Here is a 13640-nt window from a genome sequence, read left to right as displayed (position 1 = left end):
TGACTTTTACCTACGGTACTAGGGTGCATGAGCGACCTAACTCAGCTAACGCTGGATTCCACGCTAGGCCAATTGCCCTCCCATGACTTCCAAGTGAGTTCTACAACTCTCGGACAGGTTATCGCCCAAAAATTTGGGCAGCAACCCGATCTGCCTGGAGTAATTATTACTCAAGACTCACAAATGTTGGGCATGATTTCTCGTGTCAAATTTCGAGAACAAATGAGTCTCCCCGATCGAGTTGAGCTTTATTGGCAACGGCCGATTCGTTTGCTTTTAGATTTTATTAGAATTCCCCCTTTGGTGCTTTCTGAAAATTGGAAAATAGATGAAGCCGTGCAAACAGCTCTTAATCGACCTAAAGACCTGGTTTATGAACCAATTATTATCGTTTTAGAAGATCGAGGTCTCCACCTGCTCGATATCCAAACTCTAATTTTAGCTCAGTCTCAAATGTTAGCTCAAGCTAATAAGGCGATTCACCAGCAAAAGTTAGAAGCGCAGCAGTATATTGAAAAAATTCAGCAAGGACAGACAAAAGTTAAGGAATATAGCCAACTTCTACAAGCTACTCTGAAGAGAAAACAAAAGCCCAGCCAAAATTATAGTTCTGAACAAACAGAACTCTTGAAACAAGCCCAAGAAATTGCCCAGCTAAATCAACGATTTATTCGTATTGCTCAATTAATTTGCGTAGAAGGCAAGCAAGCTTTCCAAGCGACTTTTCAGGGTTCTAATTTTATTTGCAACAATACAGATAAAATTTTAGATCTTGGTAAGGTAATAGGCAAAGATTTAGAAGGAGTTAACAGTGCTTCTAAATTAATTGGAGAGATTATCCAACAAATTCGACACTTAGCAGTACAAGCTACAATTGTCTCCAACCAGCAGGGTAATCAATCTAATGGGCTGAGCCAAGTAAGTTTAGAAATTAGCCGACTGGTAAGCCAAGCTTTTGAGGTAGGCAATCAAATCGATCAAATCACTAGCCGTTTTAAAATTCGTATCCAAGAACTCACTGAGACTGCTAAAGCCAACGCTAACGCTGCTAGGAGTGTCAGTCAAAAGATAGAACGGGGAGAGATGGCATTGTTAGAATTAGAGGAATTTGCCAGGAATCAAAATCCCAATTTAATTCCAATTCTACAAGAGCATTTGAGAAACGTAGATACTACCAGTGTAGATTCTTTGGTTCAACAAATCGAGAGGTCTGAAGCGGCAGTCTCGCAGTTAGAAAAGTTGGTACAACAGGGAGATTCGCGATATCTAATTGAAAAAATTGAACAGGCACTTAGATATAGAAAACAGAATTGATGGTAATTGGGAATTGGTAATTGGTAATTGGTAATTGGTAATGGCTAATCGCTAATTTAGGACTTACTGTGGAGTTCCAGAAACCGGGTTTTTTACAGAATCTGTGGGTTCGGGCGAAGTATTTTTGTCAAAAAACCCGGTTTCTTTGGTTGGGTGCGTAAGTCATGTGTTAGTTGTCCACGAGATGAAAATATCCTCGGCGTAGAGCATAGAACAGCCGTTGTATTGCTATTTTCTCTTCTTTGTCTAGTGAACCATTGGACAAAGCAGATTCTAATGTTAATTTATCTGTACGAGTTAGTTGGCCCGTGCAAGAAACCTGAGCATATAACTCAAGGATTTGGTTGGAAAAAAAACTTGGGTTGTTTATCATTGCTGTACATCCATTAAATTCATATATAGCAGAAGGCTAAGGCAGAAGGCAGAAAAGAGCGATGCCGAAAAAGTTAGTTATCTACAAAGGCAGAAGTGAAAGGCAATCTTCAGCAAGAGTTTCAGAAATTAATAAGATTCTAACGAGCATGGCGACTACTATCTAAATAAACTGTTATCTAAATAAATAGTATTTGATTTAATATTTGAGCTGTATCTTCCCAATGGATGATTTTTATTGCTAGTACCAGTCACTAGAAAACTAATCCCTAACACAATTATTCTTTAGGGGATTGCGACGATCCCCGTCACTTCACCTTGTGATCTTTCTCACCTCTCACTAGAACCTATTTATCAGCAGACTGAAGGGAAAACACTTAGGTCACTAGCTTTTAGGGAATCGATATTTTCAGGCTAATTATGTTCCTTTACTTAACTCCAGTATTGGTTCCTCTTCGCGATCGAGCAAGCTGTTGGCTGCCTCTAACATATTCTCTGCTATCTCTTTGAGGTCTTCCCGACTGTCTAGATAAGTTTTCAGTGCTTCCAAGGGGTCGATGCTGTTGCTGGAATCCAGCTCTGGCAAGCGAGGTCTAGCAAGTTGACTGAGCAATTCTGGTTGAATGGTGTAGCTGTGAGCTTCCTTCAAAGCGCTGTGCAGTTCTGCATTTTCGATAGTGTTTAATTGATCCGATCGCAACTGGTAAATTAACCGCACTACCGCGTCTTTAATCTCCTTTTTCTCAATTGCTTTGAGTATTTCTACTTGAGGATTTTGTGCTTGGGATACATCAACTTTAATGGTGCAAAAATCCCGTACTGGCAAAGGGCAAAATTCCCAAGTGGCCCTTCCACGCTCTAGTTCAACTAAGACAAAACCTTTGTCTTCTTTTTCTTCGCTAAAATCAACTCGTTCTATGCTACCGGGATAGATTACGGGAGGGTCGTTAGATTTGTTAAGATTCTGATGTTTGTGGACGTGACCGAGGGCTACATAGTCGAAACAGGGACGAGTCAGCATTGACAGGGGGATGTTAAAGCCTTTTCCAACGGCTAAAAAACGTTCAGCGCCGAGATTGGCTCGATCTGCCATCAAGTGAGCGAGTAATATGGTTGGTACTTCTGAGTCGAGGCGGCGGATTTCACCTTCGATCGCAACTCTAAGGCGATCGGCTAGTAATTTGTTAACATCGTCGAGGGAAAAACCTTCGGTTTCCGATCGCGCCATTAAGGTAGAACGGGTAAGCCAGGGAAGGGTTATAACTTGTACTGGGCCGTTGCGGGTTTGGATGCGATGGAGTTCTAGGCGATCGCCTACAATAAATCCTGGCACTCCCAAAGTGCGGTAAATTCCTAAACTCGCGCCTCCCTGTCCTTGGGAATGTTGGTCGTGATTTCCTACTAGCAATACTGTCGGAATTTGAGCCTCGACTAAGCGGCTAAATTGGCGGGCAAAAGCTTCTTTTACAAATGGCGGCGGCGTAGCGTCAGGGAAAGCATCTCCGCCAAATATAACCAAATCAACTGGCTCAGAAATTGCCCTATCCATACAGCGCCCTAGAGTGCTAGTAAAATCTTCCAGCCGCGTATTTAAACCCGTTTCTGGATTAGTTTTTCCATGAGATAACCCGCTTCCCATGTGGATGTCTGAGACGTGAAGAATTTTAATCATTATTTCGTTCTCCTGTAATTGTTAAGTAGAAGGAAGAAGGATTTAGTTATCTAGGAGAGAAGGAAGAAGGATTTACTTAGTAGTGTAGAACTTCCCCAAAAGTGTAACGCCGCCAACAGGCGCGGTGAGTTAACCGCTAAGATGGCGGCGTTACGTAAAATAATTTTATTCATTATCTATTCCCGGAATTTTGCGATAAATTTCGCTCATCGGGCAGCTAAAATTTACACTAGCTAAGTGTAACTCATCTCCCTGTTCATAAGTCTGAGAAACCCAAAGTCCCTCAGCATTGAGACGAAAACACTCGATCCTAACCTGAGATTGATTGACTAGCACATATTCCTGTAAGCTGGATAAATTTTGATAGTCTGCAAATTTCTCATTTCTGTCAAAAATTGCCGTTGATGGAGACAGCACTTCAATAATTAGAGAAGGATAGAGAATAAAATCTTCCGTAGAATCTGTATCTCTTTCATCGCAAGTCACCGCTACATCAGGATAGTAATAGCAATCAGCTTCTTCAATTCTGACTTTTGTATCTGCCATGAAAACCTGACAATTAGTATCTAGTAGATGAATCCTTAGCAGACTTGCTAAGCTCAGAGAAAGGAGTACATGAGGATTCTTAGCACCAGTCATCGCATAGACGTGCCCGCACCGATACTCATGTTTAATCGGACTTTGCCGCTCACCTTCTAGATAGTCTTTGGGGGAAATGTAGAATTTTTTTTGATTAGCAAACATTTGGCTAAAGCTCCATAATTATAATTTGTGTCGCTGCCTTTACTAGCAAGTTTAGTCGGGAATTACACCCGGAATTTTGCGATAAATTTCGCTCATCGGGCAGCTAAAATTTACACTAGCTAAGTGTAACTCATCTCCCTGTTCATAAGTCTGAGAAACCCAAATTCCCTCAGCATTGAGACGAAAACACTCGATCCTAACCTGAGATTGATTGACTAGCACATATTCCTGCAAGCTTGATAAATTTTGATAGTCTGCAAATTTCTCATTTCTGTCAAAAATTGCCGTTGATGGAGACAGCACCTCAATAATTAGGGAAGGATAGAGAATAAAATCTTCCGTAGAATTTGTATCCCTTTCATCGCAAGTCACCGCTACATCAGGATAGTAATAGCAATCAGCTTCTTCAATTCTGACTTTCGTATCTGCCATGAAAACAAGGCAGTTCGTATCATCAAGATGATTTTCTAACAAACTTACTAATTTAACAGAGAGGCGTACATGGGGGTTCTTAGCGCCCGTCATCGCATAGACGTGGCCGCGTCGATACTCATGTTTAATCGGACTTTGCCGTTCACCTTCTAGATAGTCTTCGGGGGAAATGTAGAATTTTTTTTGATTAGCAAACATTTAAATTTTCTCCGCTAATTTTACATTGACTACCGCCAGGATGACGGCGTTATGGATATTGTCACAAGCACATTTATGGACTAAACTCAAGAAATCGAGCGTGCCAAAGTAGTCCACTTTCTGTCAAGCCTTGCGATCGCACTTTTATTTTAACACCGTGAGGATTGGCAGCATAGCGTCGGGAAATTTCCTCCATTTCTTCCATGCTAAAACCAGTCCCAACCGTTCCCACAGGGACTAATTTACCCTCAATTTCTCGTGCAACTTCAATTGCACTAAATGGTCGCCCTGCAACTTTTGTATTAGTCAGCCCTACGATTAATAAATCGAGTTCAAGACAGTATTTAGTTCTCACCATTGGGAAGGTGCGGACATCTTTTCCTCCCACATAGCGGCAGTTATGCAAAATCCAGATTTCTCCTTCTCTGTTCTCTGTTTCCTGCTGGCGTGCCAGTAAAGCTTTCTCTTCTAAGGTGCGAAATGTCGGTACAATTTCAAATTCTTGGGAATTAGCAGCAAGCAATTCACCAATGACAACACCTGCTGCAATTCTGTCTGACTCTGTAACCTGAGTTAGGTCATTTCCCTTAAAGAAAAGAGATTTGAAAATGCCATAAACTACGTGCGGATGAATAGTAGGAAAACCACTTTCAATATTAACAGTTGCAGCCTGAGAACCTGTTCGATGTTCGCTGCCAGTAACGCTTTTATAATATAATTCCCCATCTAAAACAAACGATCCTAGTTTAGTTGCTGCTTCAAGCAATCTAATCTCAATTTCAATTGATGGCTGTTGTCGCAATCGAGTCGAACGGGATTGATAGTAAATTTTATCTTTGGTGGCAATTACAACTACTCGATTGCCATCGCGTTTTGGCTGACCCCAATAGTCAGAATTTTCTATATAATAAGAGCGTTCGCTGGGTGCATCTACTGCCTGCATTGTGACGATTCTTCCTGGTTGTAAATGTGGCGGTAATTCGGGTATAATATCAATATTATTGACAAATTTTGGTTGCGTGCTAGATTTAGGTTTTTTAGTAATTTCGGAAGCAGAACTATTTTCCCAATTAGAAACAAGCGCCTTTTGTCCTGTCTCCAACTCAAATGCTTTCTGCCAAAATCCAGCCGCTATCTCTGGGTATCCTTCTGATTCCGCACATAGTGCAAAACTAACAACTTTCGCAGTACCTATTCCGCGTCCATAATCAGCTAAATACTGCAAAGCACCTTGTTCTCCTAATAGGTGTAATCCTCTAGTAACGATGCGGTTGTTCCACCTTTCTCGAATATCAGCACTGATTTTCTTTGCGGCTTTTCGCTTTGATTCGATATATTCGATGTATTCCATAGTTTAATAAATTGAGCTTAAGCTTACTAGATGTGATGCGAACTTAACTCACTATATCCATACTTGATTCATTAGTCAAGTTAAATTCTATAGCAACCGCCAAGGCGTTTAATAAATTGTAAGGTGGGCGATCGCCTAGACTATCTTCTGCTATGAGTTATAGGCTTTTTGCGGCGATCGCCCACCCTACGTTTAATTATATCTGACTACTTATATCAAACTTTTTACAATAATGATGTTGGGTTTCACTTCATTCTACCCAACATCATTATTGTTGCGGAAAGTCCTTTGCGATTCGACGCGATCGCAAAGGACTTTTGACCAAAGATTAATCAAAGGTTAAATGTGAATACCGCATTCAGTTTTGCCAGTACCACGCCAGCGGCCAGCGCGTTCATCTTCGCCTTCTGCTACAGGCGTTGTAATCGGTTCATCGCCAATGCTGAGATAGCCTTGGTCGTGCAAAGGATTATAAATTACCCCATGTTCCATCACATAAGCCCAAGTTTCCTTGCGCGTCCAAGAGGCTATAGGATTAACTTTGAGGCGATTTAGGGAGTCAACTTCAAACACAGGCATATCCGCACGAGTAACAGCCTGATCCCGCCTGCGGCCGGTAATCCAGGCGACAGTATTCAATTCATTGAGACCCCGTTGCAGAGGTTCAATTTTAGTGAGATGGTGGAATTGTGCAATATCGCTGTCCCAAAGAGCTTCGCCATATTTAGCAGCAAAAGCTTCGCGGGAGTCCACATCTAGATTCTGGTAAATTTGGAGATTCAGGTTGTAGAGTGCTTTGGCCTTTGCGACTAACTCCAAAGTTTGGGGAAAGTGATGCAAAGTCTCTAAAAACATGACCGGTACTGGAACTTGTGGCTTAAGTTCGCGGTAGAGAATATCCGTGATTACCATGTCATCGACATTGAAGGCGCTAGTTTGCACTAATCCTGTGGGGATATTCTCAACACACCAAGCCAGAATTTCTCTGGGATGGGCTAAGTTAAACTTTTGGTTCAGTTCGTCTAGGTCAATGTTGGCAACTGAGATTGGAGATGCTGTAGATTGAGTCATTATGTTGAAATTTAATCAGTCTGTATTTCTACAATATCGGAACTGCGACCCGTTGGTTTAGTAGTAAGTGCGGTTAAAAGGCGAATAAAAAGATGAAAGTAAAAATTCTAGCCGTTAATTCGCGATCGCGCAGCAGCCGAGAGCAGGAAATATCCCCATGCGATCGGGGCACAGCCTTCGGGGAGATAATTTATGGTTGCTACCCAAGGACTTTCTGTCCGCAGGCTTCGCCTCTACGAGTATATTTGCTCAAACCACTACTGATAACAATTGCTCTGCTTGCTCCTCTGACACTCCCAGTTCCAGCTAATGCTGATAGTAAATTAGCGATCGCACCTCTGTTACCAAATCGTCAACTCGCGGGAGAATTTCAGCAAGCCGCACGCAAAGATATAGAATTGCTAGATGTTAATGACTACCGAAGACAGGCAGTTGAGAAGTTATCTAACGAAGACTTTCAAGGTGCCCTTAAGGATTTAAACGAAGTAATTAGGCTCGACCCAACTGATGCCTATGCTTATTTCTTGCGGGGTACAATCCGCTACATACTCAAAGATTATCAAGGAACGATTGAGGATTACAATCAGGTGCTCAAACTCGATCCCAATAATATCCTAGTCTATGGATTTCGGGGGGATCTCTACTCTCAATTGGGAGAATATCAGGCAGCAATTGAGGATTATAGTCAGGTAATTAAGCTCGATCCGAACAATTCTAGCGTTTACTTGAACCGAGGCCTGATTCGCGACACCATCAAAGATTATCAGGGAGCAATTGAGGATTACAACCAGTTGCTTAAGCTCGATCCGAACAATTCTATGGCTTACAACAATCGATGCTACACTCGGGCTCGTGGACTGGGAGATTACCAAGGAGCGATCGCAGATTGCAACGAGTCAATTCGTCTCGATCCTGAAAATGCTTATGCCTACGCCAGTCGGTGCTATACTCGCGCTGGGCTGGGAGACACAAAAGCCATTGAGGATTGCGATCGCGCCCTAGAACTCAATTCTGAGTATGCTGGGGGCTATGAAGACAGAGCCCTTGCTCGTTCTATTCTAGAAGACAAATCGGGAGCGATCGCTGATTTGAAACAAGCCGCAAAACTCTACAAGGAACAAGAGAAAATGTTTGATTACAAACGAGTCCAAGAAATACTTAAACAGCTTCAACGTTAGTTTGATATCCCATCGATCGTTTGGCGATTGAAATCGCTACTACAAAAACGAAGTCCGCCTACGCGGACTAAACAATAAAGGGGTATTTAAGCTTGATTTGGTATAACTCAATCCTTTCTCCTTCCTTCTTATGCGATTAATTTTGTACAACAAACCTGGTTGCCATTTATGCGAAGGGTTGCAAGAAAAACTAGAACAGATTAAAAATCTGAAATTTGAACTAGAAATTCGGGATATCACTACGCGCGAAGATTGGTTTCAAGCTTACCAGTACGAAGTCCCACTCCTGTTTAAAGTTCAGCCTTCGCATACACATTCCACAGGCGACGCTGCATCTAGCCCAGAACAACTGTTACCCCGGCTTTCCCCCCGTTGCAGTGTCGCGCAATTGGAACAAATGTTACAGAAATATTTACAGATTCCCGATGCAGAATAAACGCAACATCCAGATGTGAGGAGTTTTTGACTTATGAAACTTAAAGAATTATTAGCAACAATTCCAAATATTTCCCTTTCTATCTCTCACCCCGCCCTCGACTCCCAGGTAAAGGGTTTGGCGACTAATTCCCATGCTTGTCAACCGGGAGATTTATTTTTAGGAATGCCAGGGACGCGGGTAGACGGAGGAGATTTTTGGCAAGGTGCGATCGCTTCTGGTGCGATCGCCGCCCTAGTTTCCACTCAAGCAGCAGAGAAAGCTCTTGAGCAGGGGAGCGGGGGAGCAGGGGAGCGGGGGAGCGGGGGAGCAGGGGAGCGGGGGAGCGAGGGGGAGGTTCCTTGTATTATCCCCGTCGTTGATATGACACAAGCTTGCGCCCACATCGCTACTGCTTTTTATGGCTACCCTGGAAATCAGCTCAAACTTGTTGGCGTTACGGGTACTAACGGCAAAACTACGACTACTCATTTAATCGAATTTTTGCTTAGCAAAGCTGAGTTACCGACTGCACTTTTCGGCACGCTTTACACCCGTTGGCCGGGATTTCAAGAAACAGCAATTCACACGACTCCCTTTGCAGTTGAACTGCAAAAACAGCTAGCAGCAGCAGTAGAAGCTGGCTCTAAGTTTGGGATTATGGAAGTTAGTTCTCACGCTTTAGCACAAAGTCGAGTGCTTGGTTGTCCCTTCGAGGTTGCGGTGTTTACGAATTTAACTCAAGATCACCTTGATTATCACCGCGACATGGAGGATTACTTTAATGCTAAAGCGCTTTTGTTTAGTTCCAATTATCTCAAAGGTCGCGCTATTGTCAACGCTGATGATGCCTACGGGCGGCGGATTATTGACAGCTTAAATTCTGAGCAAGTTTGGAGTTACAGCACTAACGATAGTAAAGCAGATTTATGGGCTTCTGACTTAAAATATGAGCCTAATGGTGTGAAAGGAATACTGCATACTCCCAAAGGTGAAGCTGATTTTTACTTGCCATTGGTAGGTCAGTATAACTTATCAAATTTGCTGGCTGCTGTTGGCGCGGGATTGCATTTAGGTTTAGAATTGAGCGCAATTGTACTCAATTTACCAGAATTTCCCGGAGTACCGGGGCGGGTAGAAAAGGTGCAAATTAGCCCCGTTCAAGATATTAGCGTGATTGTGGATTATGCCCATACTCCCGACAGCTTAGAAAACTTGCTAAAAGCGTCGCGGCCGTTTATTCCGGGGCGGATGATTTGCGTGTTTGGATGCGGTGGCGATCGCGATCGTACCAAGCGCCCGAAAATGGGTAAAATCGTGGCAGAATTGGCAGATGTAACTGTTGTCACCTCTGACAATCCCCGCACTGAAGACCCAGAGCGAATTTTGCAAGACGTTTTAACAGGAATAGCCCCTGAAGTTAAGCCGCTAGTTATTGGCGATCGCGCTCAAGCAATTCGCACAGCTATTCTCGAAGCCAAACCTGGAGATGGCGTATTAATTGCAGGAAAAGGTCACGAAGATTATCAAATTCTGGGCACTGAAAAAATCCACTTCGACGACAGAGAACAGGCGAGATTAGCCCTAAATGAAAGAATGAAATAATATTTTGACTCAAAGGCAAAGATTATATCATAATCTTTGCCTTTGAGTCAATTAATTATTAACCATTTTTTCTGCGGAAGTAATCGTGCAAAATCGGCAAACAGAACCCAAGAATTCTACTAATTTGTAATTAGCTACAAACATATAGCGATCGCGCCGCCAAATAGGAGAAGCCGGTTCTTGCGACCAACGATATCCGCGATAATTATATTGCCAAAGTTGCCTATCCCTTTCTAGACGAAGCATCAGCTCATTGAGTATATCATCATCCCAAAGTGCTGTAATTTCCTTACCTACAACCTCTCCAGCAGAACGGTTATTAGACAGCAAAGCCGCGCGATTTGCAAACAAAACCTTTTGGTCAGACATCTGGGTAATGTAAATCGGATTCTGGTGTCGATAGAGATCGTTCAAATCCAAATCTAGCTCGGAAGTTGCAATATTTGACATAGGCTGATTGTGACTACTTGTCATAAAACAATCCTTCACTAACTTTTCAGCATTAAGTTTGGGTATGAACTGCTGTCCAGCACATACAATTTCCAACTTGGGGATAAATCCCAGTTTCATAGTTTCCTTGAGCCCATAGATAGCTAAAGAAATCACTTTAGACATTTTGAAAATACGGGCGGCTACAATTGCCGAAGGACAATCAAAGCGCAAAGTTCTAGTATTAGTTATCAATTCGATATTCACCCCTTCTAAGACCTGATGGCTGGCAGTAGGAAGAAATTTACAGAGCAGAGAACCTACTAAATAATTAGAAGTTGCCTGAAATTCTCTTTCTAGTTGCAGTTCCTCACTGTTGTCACTTTGATATTCCCGCATAGAACACCCTGATATTTAATCTAACTTCAATCCAAACGCTTTCCATTTACCTCGCAATCGATCTCACCATGTCCTAAATGGTGAGTATGGTTCTCAGGAGAAATATGAGGTTCGATTTCCTCTGAGGAAGCTGATGACGAAATCCCATCCCGCAGTGCAATCAGTTCTTCGTGTTCGTAAAGACTTCCATCTGGTTTTTTGATGAAAATCCCCATCCACAAAAGTTCTCGATCGTCGGGTAATAATTTGCCCCTGACAATAGGAGAAATTCGGCTCGGATATAAGCCAGCTTCTCTTCCTTCCCTTAGCAGCCGCTCCTCAAATTGTTCATAGCTTAAACCCTGCTCAATTCTATATTGTTCCATTAAAAGGTAAAAAGGATTGTTTTGATATTTTTTCATTTCAAGTAAACCTAGCTCCTGAAGTTTGAAAAATATCAGGTCACGGAGCCGATTATCCACCTGCACCAATTTTTCCAACGGCAAATTTTCGGCAAGTTCAAAAATAATTTTGGCTACAGTTTCCCGATCGATCGGGTTTACTTGAAACCTTTGCAAATCCTTGGCACTACCCCCCCTAAGATTGAGCTGATTAACGTCAAAAGGCATCAGTGTTGTTTCTTGTTGCTTCCTACCAGATATTCCTCCCCTATTTTGCTCAGGCAAGTTTGCAGACAGTCCGCTTTTGGGCAGCCGCGACACCAAATCCCCTGCTTGTTCACCAGTATCTTTCAAAACCTGAATTAGTTCAGTTAAGGTAAGCTCCTGCAACCAGGCTCGGAATTTGGGGAACGTAATTACAGCTCTGGATCTCGGCAATAAACCCTCTAGGGCAGTTCCTTCAATTAAATCTGTTAGTTCATAATCTCCACGCAAATAGCGCTCTATTAATTCAGGAGTGAAACCAGACAACTCCGACAATTTAGGGAGAAGAAATTCCCACATTTCATCGCTGGGAAAAGCTCTAGCTGTTTCCCAAGCACTGTAAGTTGGCAATTTGATCTCTAAGCGAACCGCGAACTTCTTAACACCGTCGTTACCGCGAATGTACTTCAGGAGTTCGGAAAATCTTTGCTTTTTTTCTTGTGATATCACTTTGCCGACACTCCTAAATGAGTATGGTTTAAGTCTGCACGCCGGAGTTGGAGTACAGAGTCTCATCACCATTATCCTAATTTGCGGCGATGTACTGCGCGAGTTATAGCCGAAGGAGAAGGATTTAGTTATCTAGGAGAGAAGGAAGAAGGATTTTAGCGATCTAGGAGAGAAGGAAGAAGGATTTTAGTTATAGCAACCGCTAGCATTAGTGGACTTTTTTAATTGCTATAACTTTTACTTTTCTTCTATTTTCTTCTCTTTCCCTAGCAAGAAAGCCCTAGTCTCTAGCCCCTAACTGACAAAAGCGGTTGCTATCAGTAGCCATAGGCGATCGCACTTTAGATGAGGGGTATTTCCCCCCAGGTAACTCACCCGCTTTTCTCGACCTGTTTTAACAAAATGGTTCACCTCTGTTATTGACACAGCAGAAAAATGGTTGTACGTTATTTAAACATACAAATAACATATTATGCTATTTGTATGTCTCAAAGTAGGGCAACACCCCACACACAAAATCAATTTGGAGGTTGATTCATAAAAACGCGCGATCGCAGTGCCGCCCTCGACACTCGAACCCGGACAACCTTGATGCCATAAGTGTTGAATGTAGTTTAGTTCAGTAGAACTGCCGTGCAAAGCGATCGCACTTCGATCTGTCTGCATTTAAACACCCAAACTATTAGCAAGAGTAAAAACTACTCTTCACAAATTTGAGATTTTGGATGCAATTCAAAATCACGGATTTTTGCATCCAAAATCGGATTAACTTATTTTCCCGACTTCAGCGAGACGGCTAAATTTTTTATGCCAGAAATAAAACGATGTTCCGATCTCGAAGAAATTCGCTGGGGCGGTAAACCGCAATGTCCCTACTGCGGTTCCACCAATTCTACCCCCATTAAAAAAGAACTTCGATACCACTGTAATTCTTGCTTTACTTCCTACAGCGTTACCGTTGGCACCCTATTTCATAAAACTCACATCGATCTCCAAAAGTGGTATCAAGCTATTCAACTTGTCTTGACAACAGGAAATATCAGCGTTCGCAAATTAGCCCAGGAGATAGAAGTCAACAAAAATACAGCTTCCTATATGCTAGTACGGATTCGCAAAGCCATGATCGAAGAACAAGACCTCCTGTATTCTCTCGTAGGAATTAATAAAACTTAAGCATCTAAATATAGGAGTTTACTGTTCCAATACTTAAATCCTCCAACAAAAAGCAAGCAGATTTTTTTACTGTCCTAGTTAGCGGTAGTGACGTAACCATCTAACAATGAGTAGCATAAAAACTGCAATAGAAATATCTATCAGGAGGAATATAGGCAAAGCAAGATAGATAAAATTTTCCAAGTAGCTCTTG

The 13640-nt window shown here is 42.3% G+C and carries 14 protein-coding genes; 5 read left to right on the top strand and 9 right to left on the bottom strand.

What is annotated here, in order from left to right; all coding sequences use genetic code 11:
* Positions 1-27 precede the first annotated feature (27 nt).
* Complete coding sequence (locus tag OSCIL6407_RS0102930; protein WP_007358477.1) at positions 28-1314, top strand: hypothetical protein; 1287 nt, start codon at positions 28-30, stop codon at positions 1312-1314.
* Between the two features lie 169 nt (positions 1315-1483).
* On the opposite strand, the gene OSCIL6407_RS33875 is transcribed toward OSCIL6407_RS0102930, so the two are convergent.
* From OSCIL6407_RS33875 to cysH, 6 genes are all read right to left on the bottom strand, one after another.
* A complete protein-coding gene (locus OSCIL6407_RS33875; protein ID WP_007358476.1) occupies positions 1484-1687 on the bottom strand; it encodes a hypothetical protein in 204 nt (67 codons plus the stop codon).
* A gap of 417 nt (positions 1688-2104) precedes the next feature.
* Entirely contained in the window at positions 2105-3358 is a 1254-nt protein-coding gene (gene sbcD, locus OSCIL6407_RS0102925) for an exonuclease subunit SbcD (RefSeq protein ID WP_007358475.1), read from the bottom strand.
* 165 nt (positions 3359-3523) lie between these two features.
* On the bottom strand, positions 3524-4102 hold the full coding sequence (locus OSCIL6407_RS0102920) for a Uma2 family endonuclease (RefSeq protein WP_007358474.1): 579 nt from the start codon (positions 4100-4102) through the stop codon (positions 3524-3526).
* 51 nt (positions 4103-4153) lie between these two features.
* On the bottom strand, positions 4154-4732 hold the full coding sequence (locus OSCIL6407_RS0102915; protein ID WP_007358473.1) for a Uma2 family endonuclease: 579 nt from the start codon (positions 4730-4732) through the stop codon (positions 4154-4156).
* 73 nt (positions 4733-4805) lie between these two features.
* Complete coding sequence (locus tag OSCIL6407_RS0102910) at positions 4806-6083, bottom strand: ATP-dependent DNA ligase (protein ID WP_007358472.1); 1278 nt, start codon at positions 6081-6083, stop codon at positions 4806-4808.
* 339 nt (positions 6084-6422) lie between these two features.
* On the bottom strand, positions 6423-7154 hold the full coding sequence (gene cysH, locus OSCIL6407_RS0102905) for a phosphoadenosine phosphosulfate reductase (RefSeq protein WP_007358470.1): 732 nt from the start codon (positions 7152-7154) through the stop codon (positions 6423-6425).
* 92 nt (positions 7155-7246) lie between these two features.
* Between cysH and OSCIL6407_RS0102900 the strand changes: the two genes are divergently transcribed.
* From OSCIL6407_RS0102900 to OSCIL6407_RS0102890, 3 genes are all read left to right on the top strand, one after another.
* A complete protein-coding gene (locus OSCIL6407_RS0102900; protein ID WP_007358469.1) occupies positions 7247-8332 on the top strand; it encodes a tetratricopeptide repeat protein in 1086 nt (361 codons plus the stop codon).
* Between the two features lie 130 nt (positions 8333-8462).
* Positions 8463-8768 (top strand): glutaredoxin family protein, encoded by a 306-nt coding sequence (locus OSCIL6407_RS0102895; protein ID WP_007358468.1) that lies wholly within the window; start codon positions 8463-8465, stop codon positions 8766-8768.
* Positions 8769-8801: 33 nt separating this feature from the next.
* Positions 8802-10352 (top strand): UDP-N-acetylmuramoyl-L-alanyl-D-glutamate--2,6-diaminopimelate ligase, encoded by a 1551-nt coding sequence (locus OSCIL6407_RS0102890; RefSeq protein WP_007358467.1) that lies wholly within the window; start codon positions 8802-8804, stop codon positions 10350-10352.
* Between the two features lie 51 nt (positions 10353-10403).
* Here OSCIL6407_RS0102890 and OSCIL6407_RS0102885 read toward each other — a convergent pair whose 3' ends face one another.
* The 3 genes from OSCIL6407_RS0102885 to OSCIL6407_RS33870 form a co-directional block, all read right to left on the bottom strand.
* On the bottom strand, positions 10404-11180 hold the full coding sequence (locus OSCIL6407_RS0102885) for a hypothetical protein (RefSeq protein ID WP_007358466.1): 777 nt from the start codon (positions 11178-11180) through the stop codon (positions 10404-10406).
* A gap of 26 nt (positions 11181-11206) precedes the next feature.
* The gene (locus tag OSCIL6407_RS0102880) at positions 11207-12274 is read right to left on the bottom strand and encodes a hypothetical protein (protein ID WP_007358465.1); all 1068 of its coding nucleotides are present in this window, start codon (positions 12272-12274) and stop codon (positions 11207-11209) included.
* Between the two features lie 450 nt (positions 12275-12724).
* Positions 12725-12940, bottom strand: a complete 216-nt coding sequence (locus OSCIL6407_RS33870; protein WP_007358464.1) for a hypothetical protein — start codon at positions 12938-12940, stop codon at positions 12725-12727.
* Positions 12941-13081: 141 nt separating this feature from the next.
* Here OSCIL6407_RS33870 and OSCIL6407_RS0102875 point away from each other — a divergent pair, with 141 nt between their 5' ends.
* On the top strand, positions 13082-13447 hold the full coding sequence (locus OSCIL6407_RS0102875) for a transposase (RefSeq protein WP_007358463.1): 366 nt from the start codon (positions 13082-13084) through the stop codon (positions 13445-13447).
* Positions 13448-13640: the final 193 nt, after the last annotated feature.

Origin of the sequence: Kamptonema formosum PCC 6407, from assembly GCF_000332155.1 — a bacterium.
Lineage (GTDB): Bacteria > Cyanobacteriota > Cyanobacteriia > Cyanobacteriales > Microcoleaceae > Kamptonema > Kamptonema formosum.
The sequence above is the reverse complement of the archived record's forward strand: the minus strand, read 5'-3'. Positions and strand labels throughout refer to the sequence as shown.

Coding starts and splice junctions, on each gene's coding strand:
- OSCIL6407_RS0102930 (WP_007358477.1), top strand. CDS start 28: ATGAGCGACCTAACTCAGCTAACGCTGGATTCCACGCTAGGCCAATTG.
- OSCIL6407_RS33875 (WP_007358476.1), bottom strand. CDS start 1,687: ATGATAAACAACCCAAGTTTTTTTTCCAACCAAATCCTTGAGTTATAT.
- sbcD (WP_007358475.1), bottom strand. CDS start 3,358: ATGATTAAAATTCTTCACGTCTCAGACATCCACATGGGAAGCGGGTTA.
- OSCIL6407_RS0102920 (WP_007358474.1), bottom strand. CDS start 4,102: ATGTTTGCTAATCAAAAAAAATTCTACATTTCCCCCAAAGACTATCTA.
- OSCIL6407_RS0102915 (WP_007358473.1), bottom strand. CDS start 4,732: ATGTTTGCTAATCAAAAAAAATTCTACATTTCCCCCGAAGACTATCTA.
- OSCIL6407_RS0102910 (WP_007358472.1), bottom strand. CDS start 6,083: ATGGAATACATCGAATATATCGAATCAAAGCGAAAAGCCGCAAAGAAA.
- cysH (WP_007358470.1), bottom strand. CDS start 7,154: ATGACTCAATCTACAGCATCTCCAATCTCAGTTGCCAACATTGACCTA.
- OSCIL6407_RS0102900 (WP_007358469.1), top strand. CDS start 7,247: ATGAAAGTAAAAATTCTAGCCGTTAATTCGCGATCGCGCAGCAGCCGA.
- OSCIL6407_RS0102895 (WP_007358468.1), top strand. CDS start 8,463: ATGCGATTAATTTTGTACAACAAACCTGGTTGCCATTTATGCGAAGGG.
- OSCIL6407_RS0102890 (WP_007358467.1), top strand. CDS start 8,802: ATGAAACTTAAAGAATTATTAGCAACAATTCCAAATATTTCCCTTTCT.
- OSCIL6407_RS0102885 (WP_007358466.1), bottom strand. CDS start 11,180: ATGCGGGAATATCAAAGTGACAACAGTGAGGAACTGCAACTAGAAAGA.
- OSCIL6407_RS33870 (WP_007358464.1), bottom strand. CDS start 12,940: ATGCAGACAGATCGAAGTGCGATCGCTTTGCACGGCAGTTCTACTGAA.
- OSCIL6407_RS0102875 (WP_007358463.1), top strand. CDS start 13,082: ATGCCAGAAATAAAACGATGTTCCGATCTCGAAGAAATTCGCTGGGGC.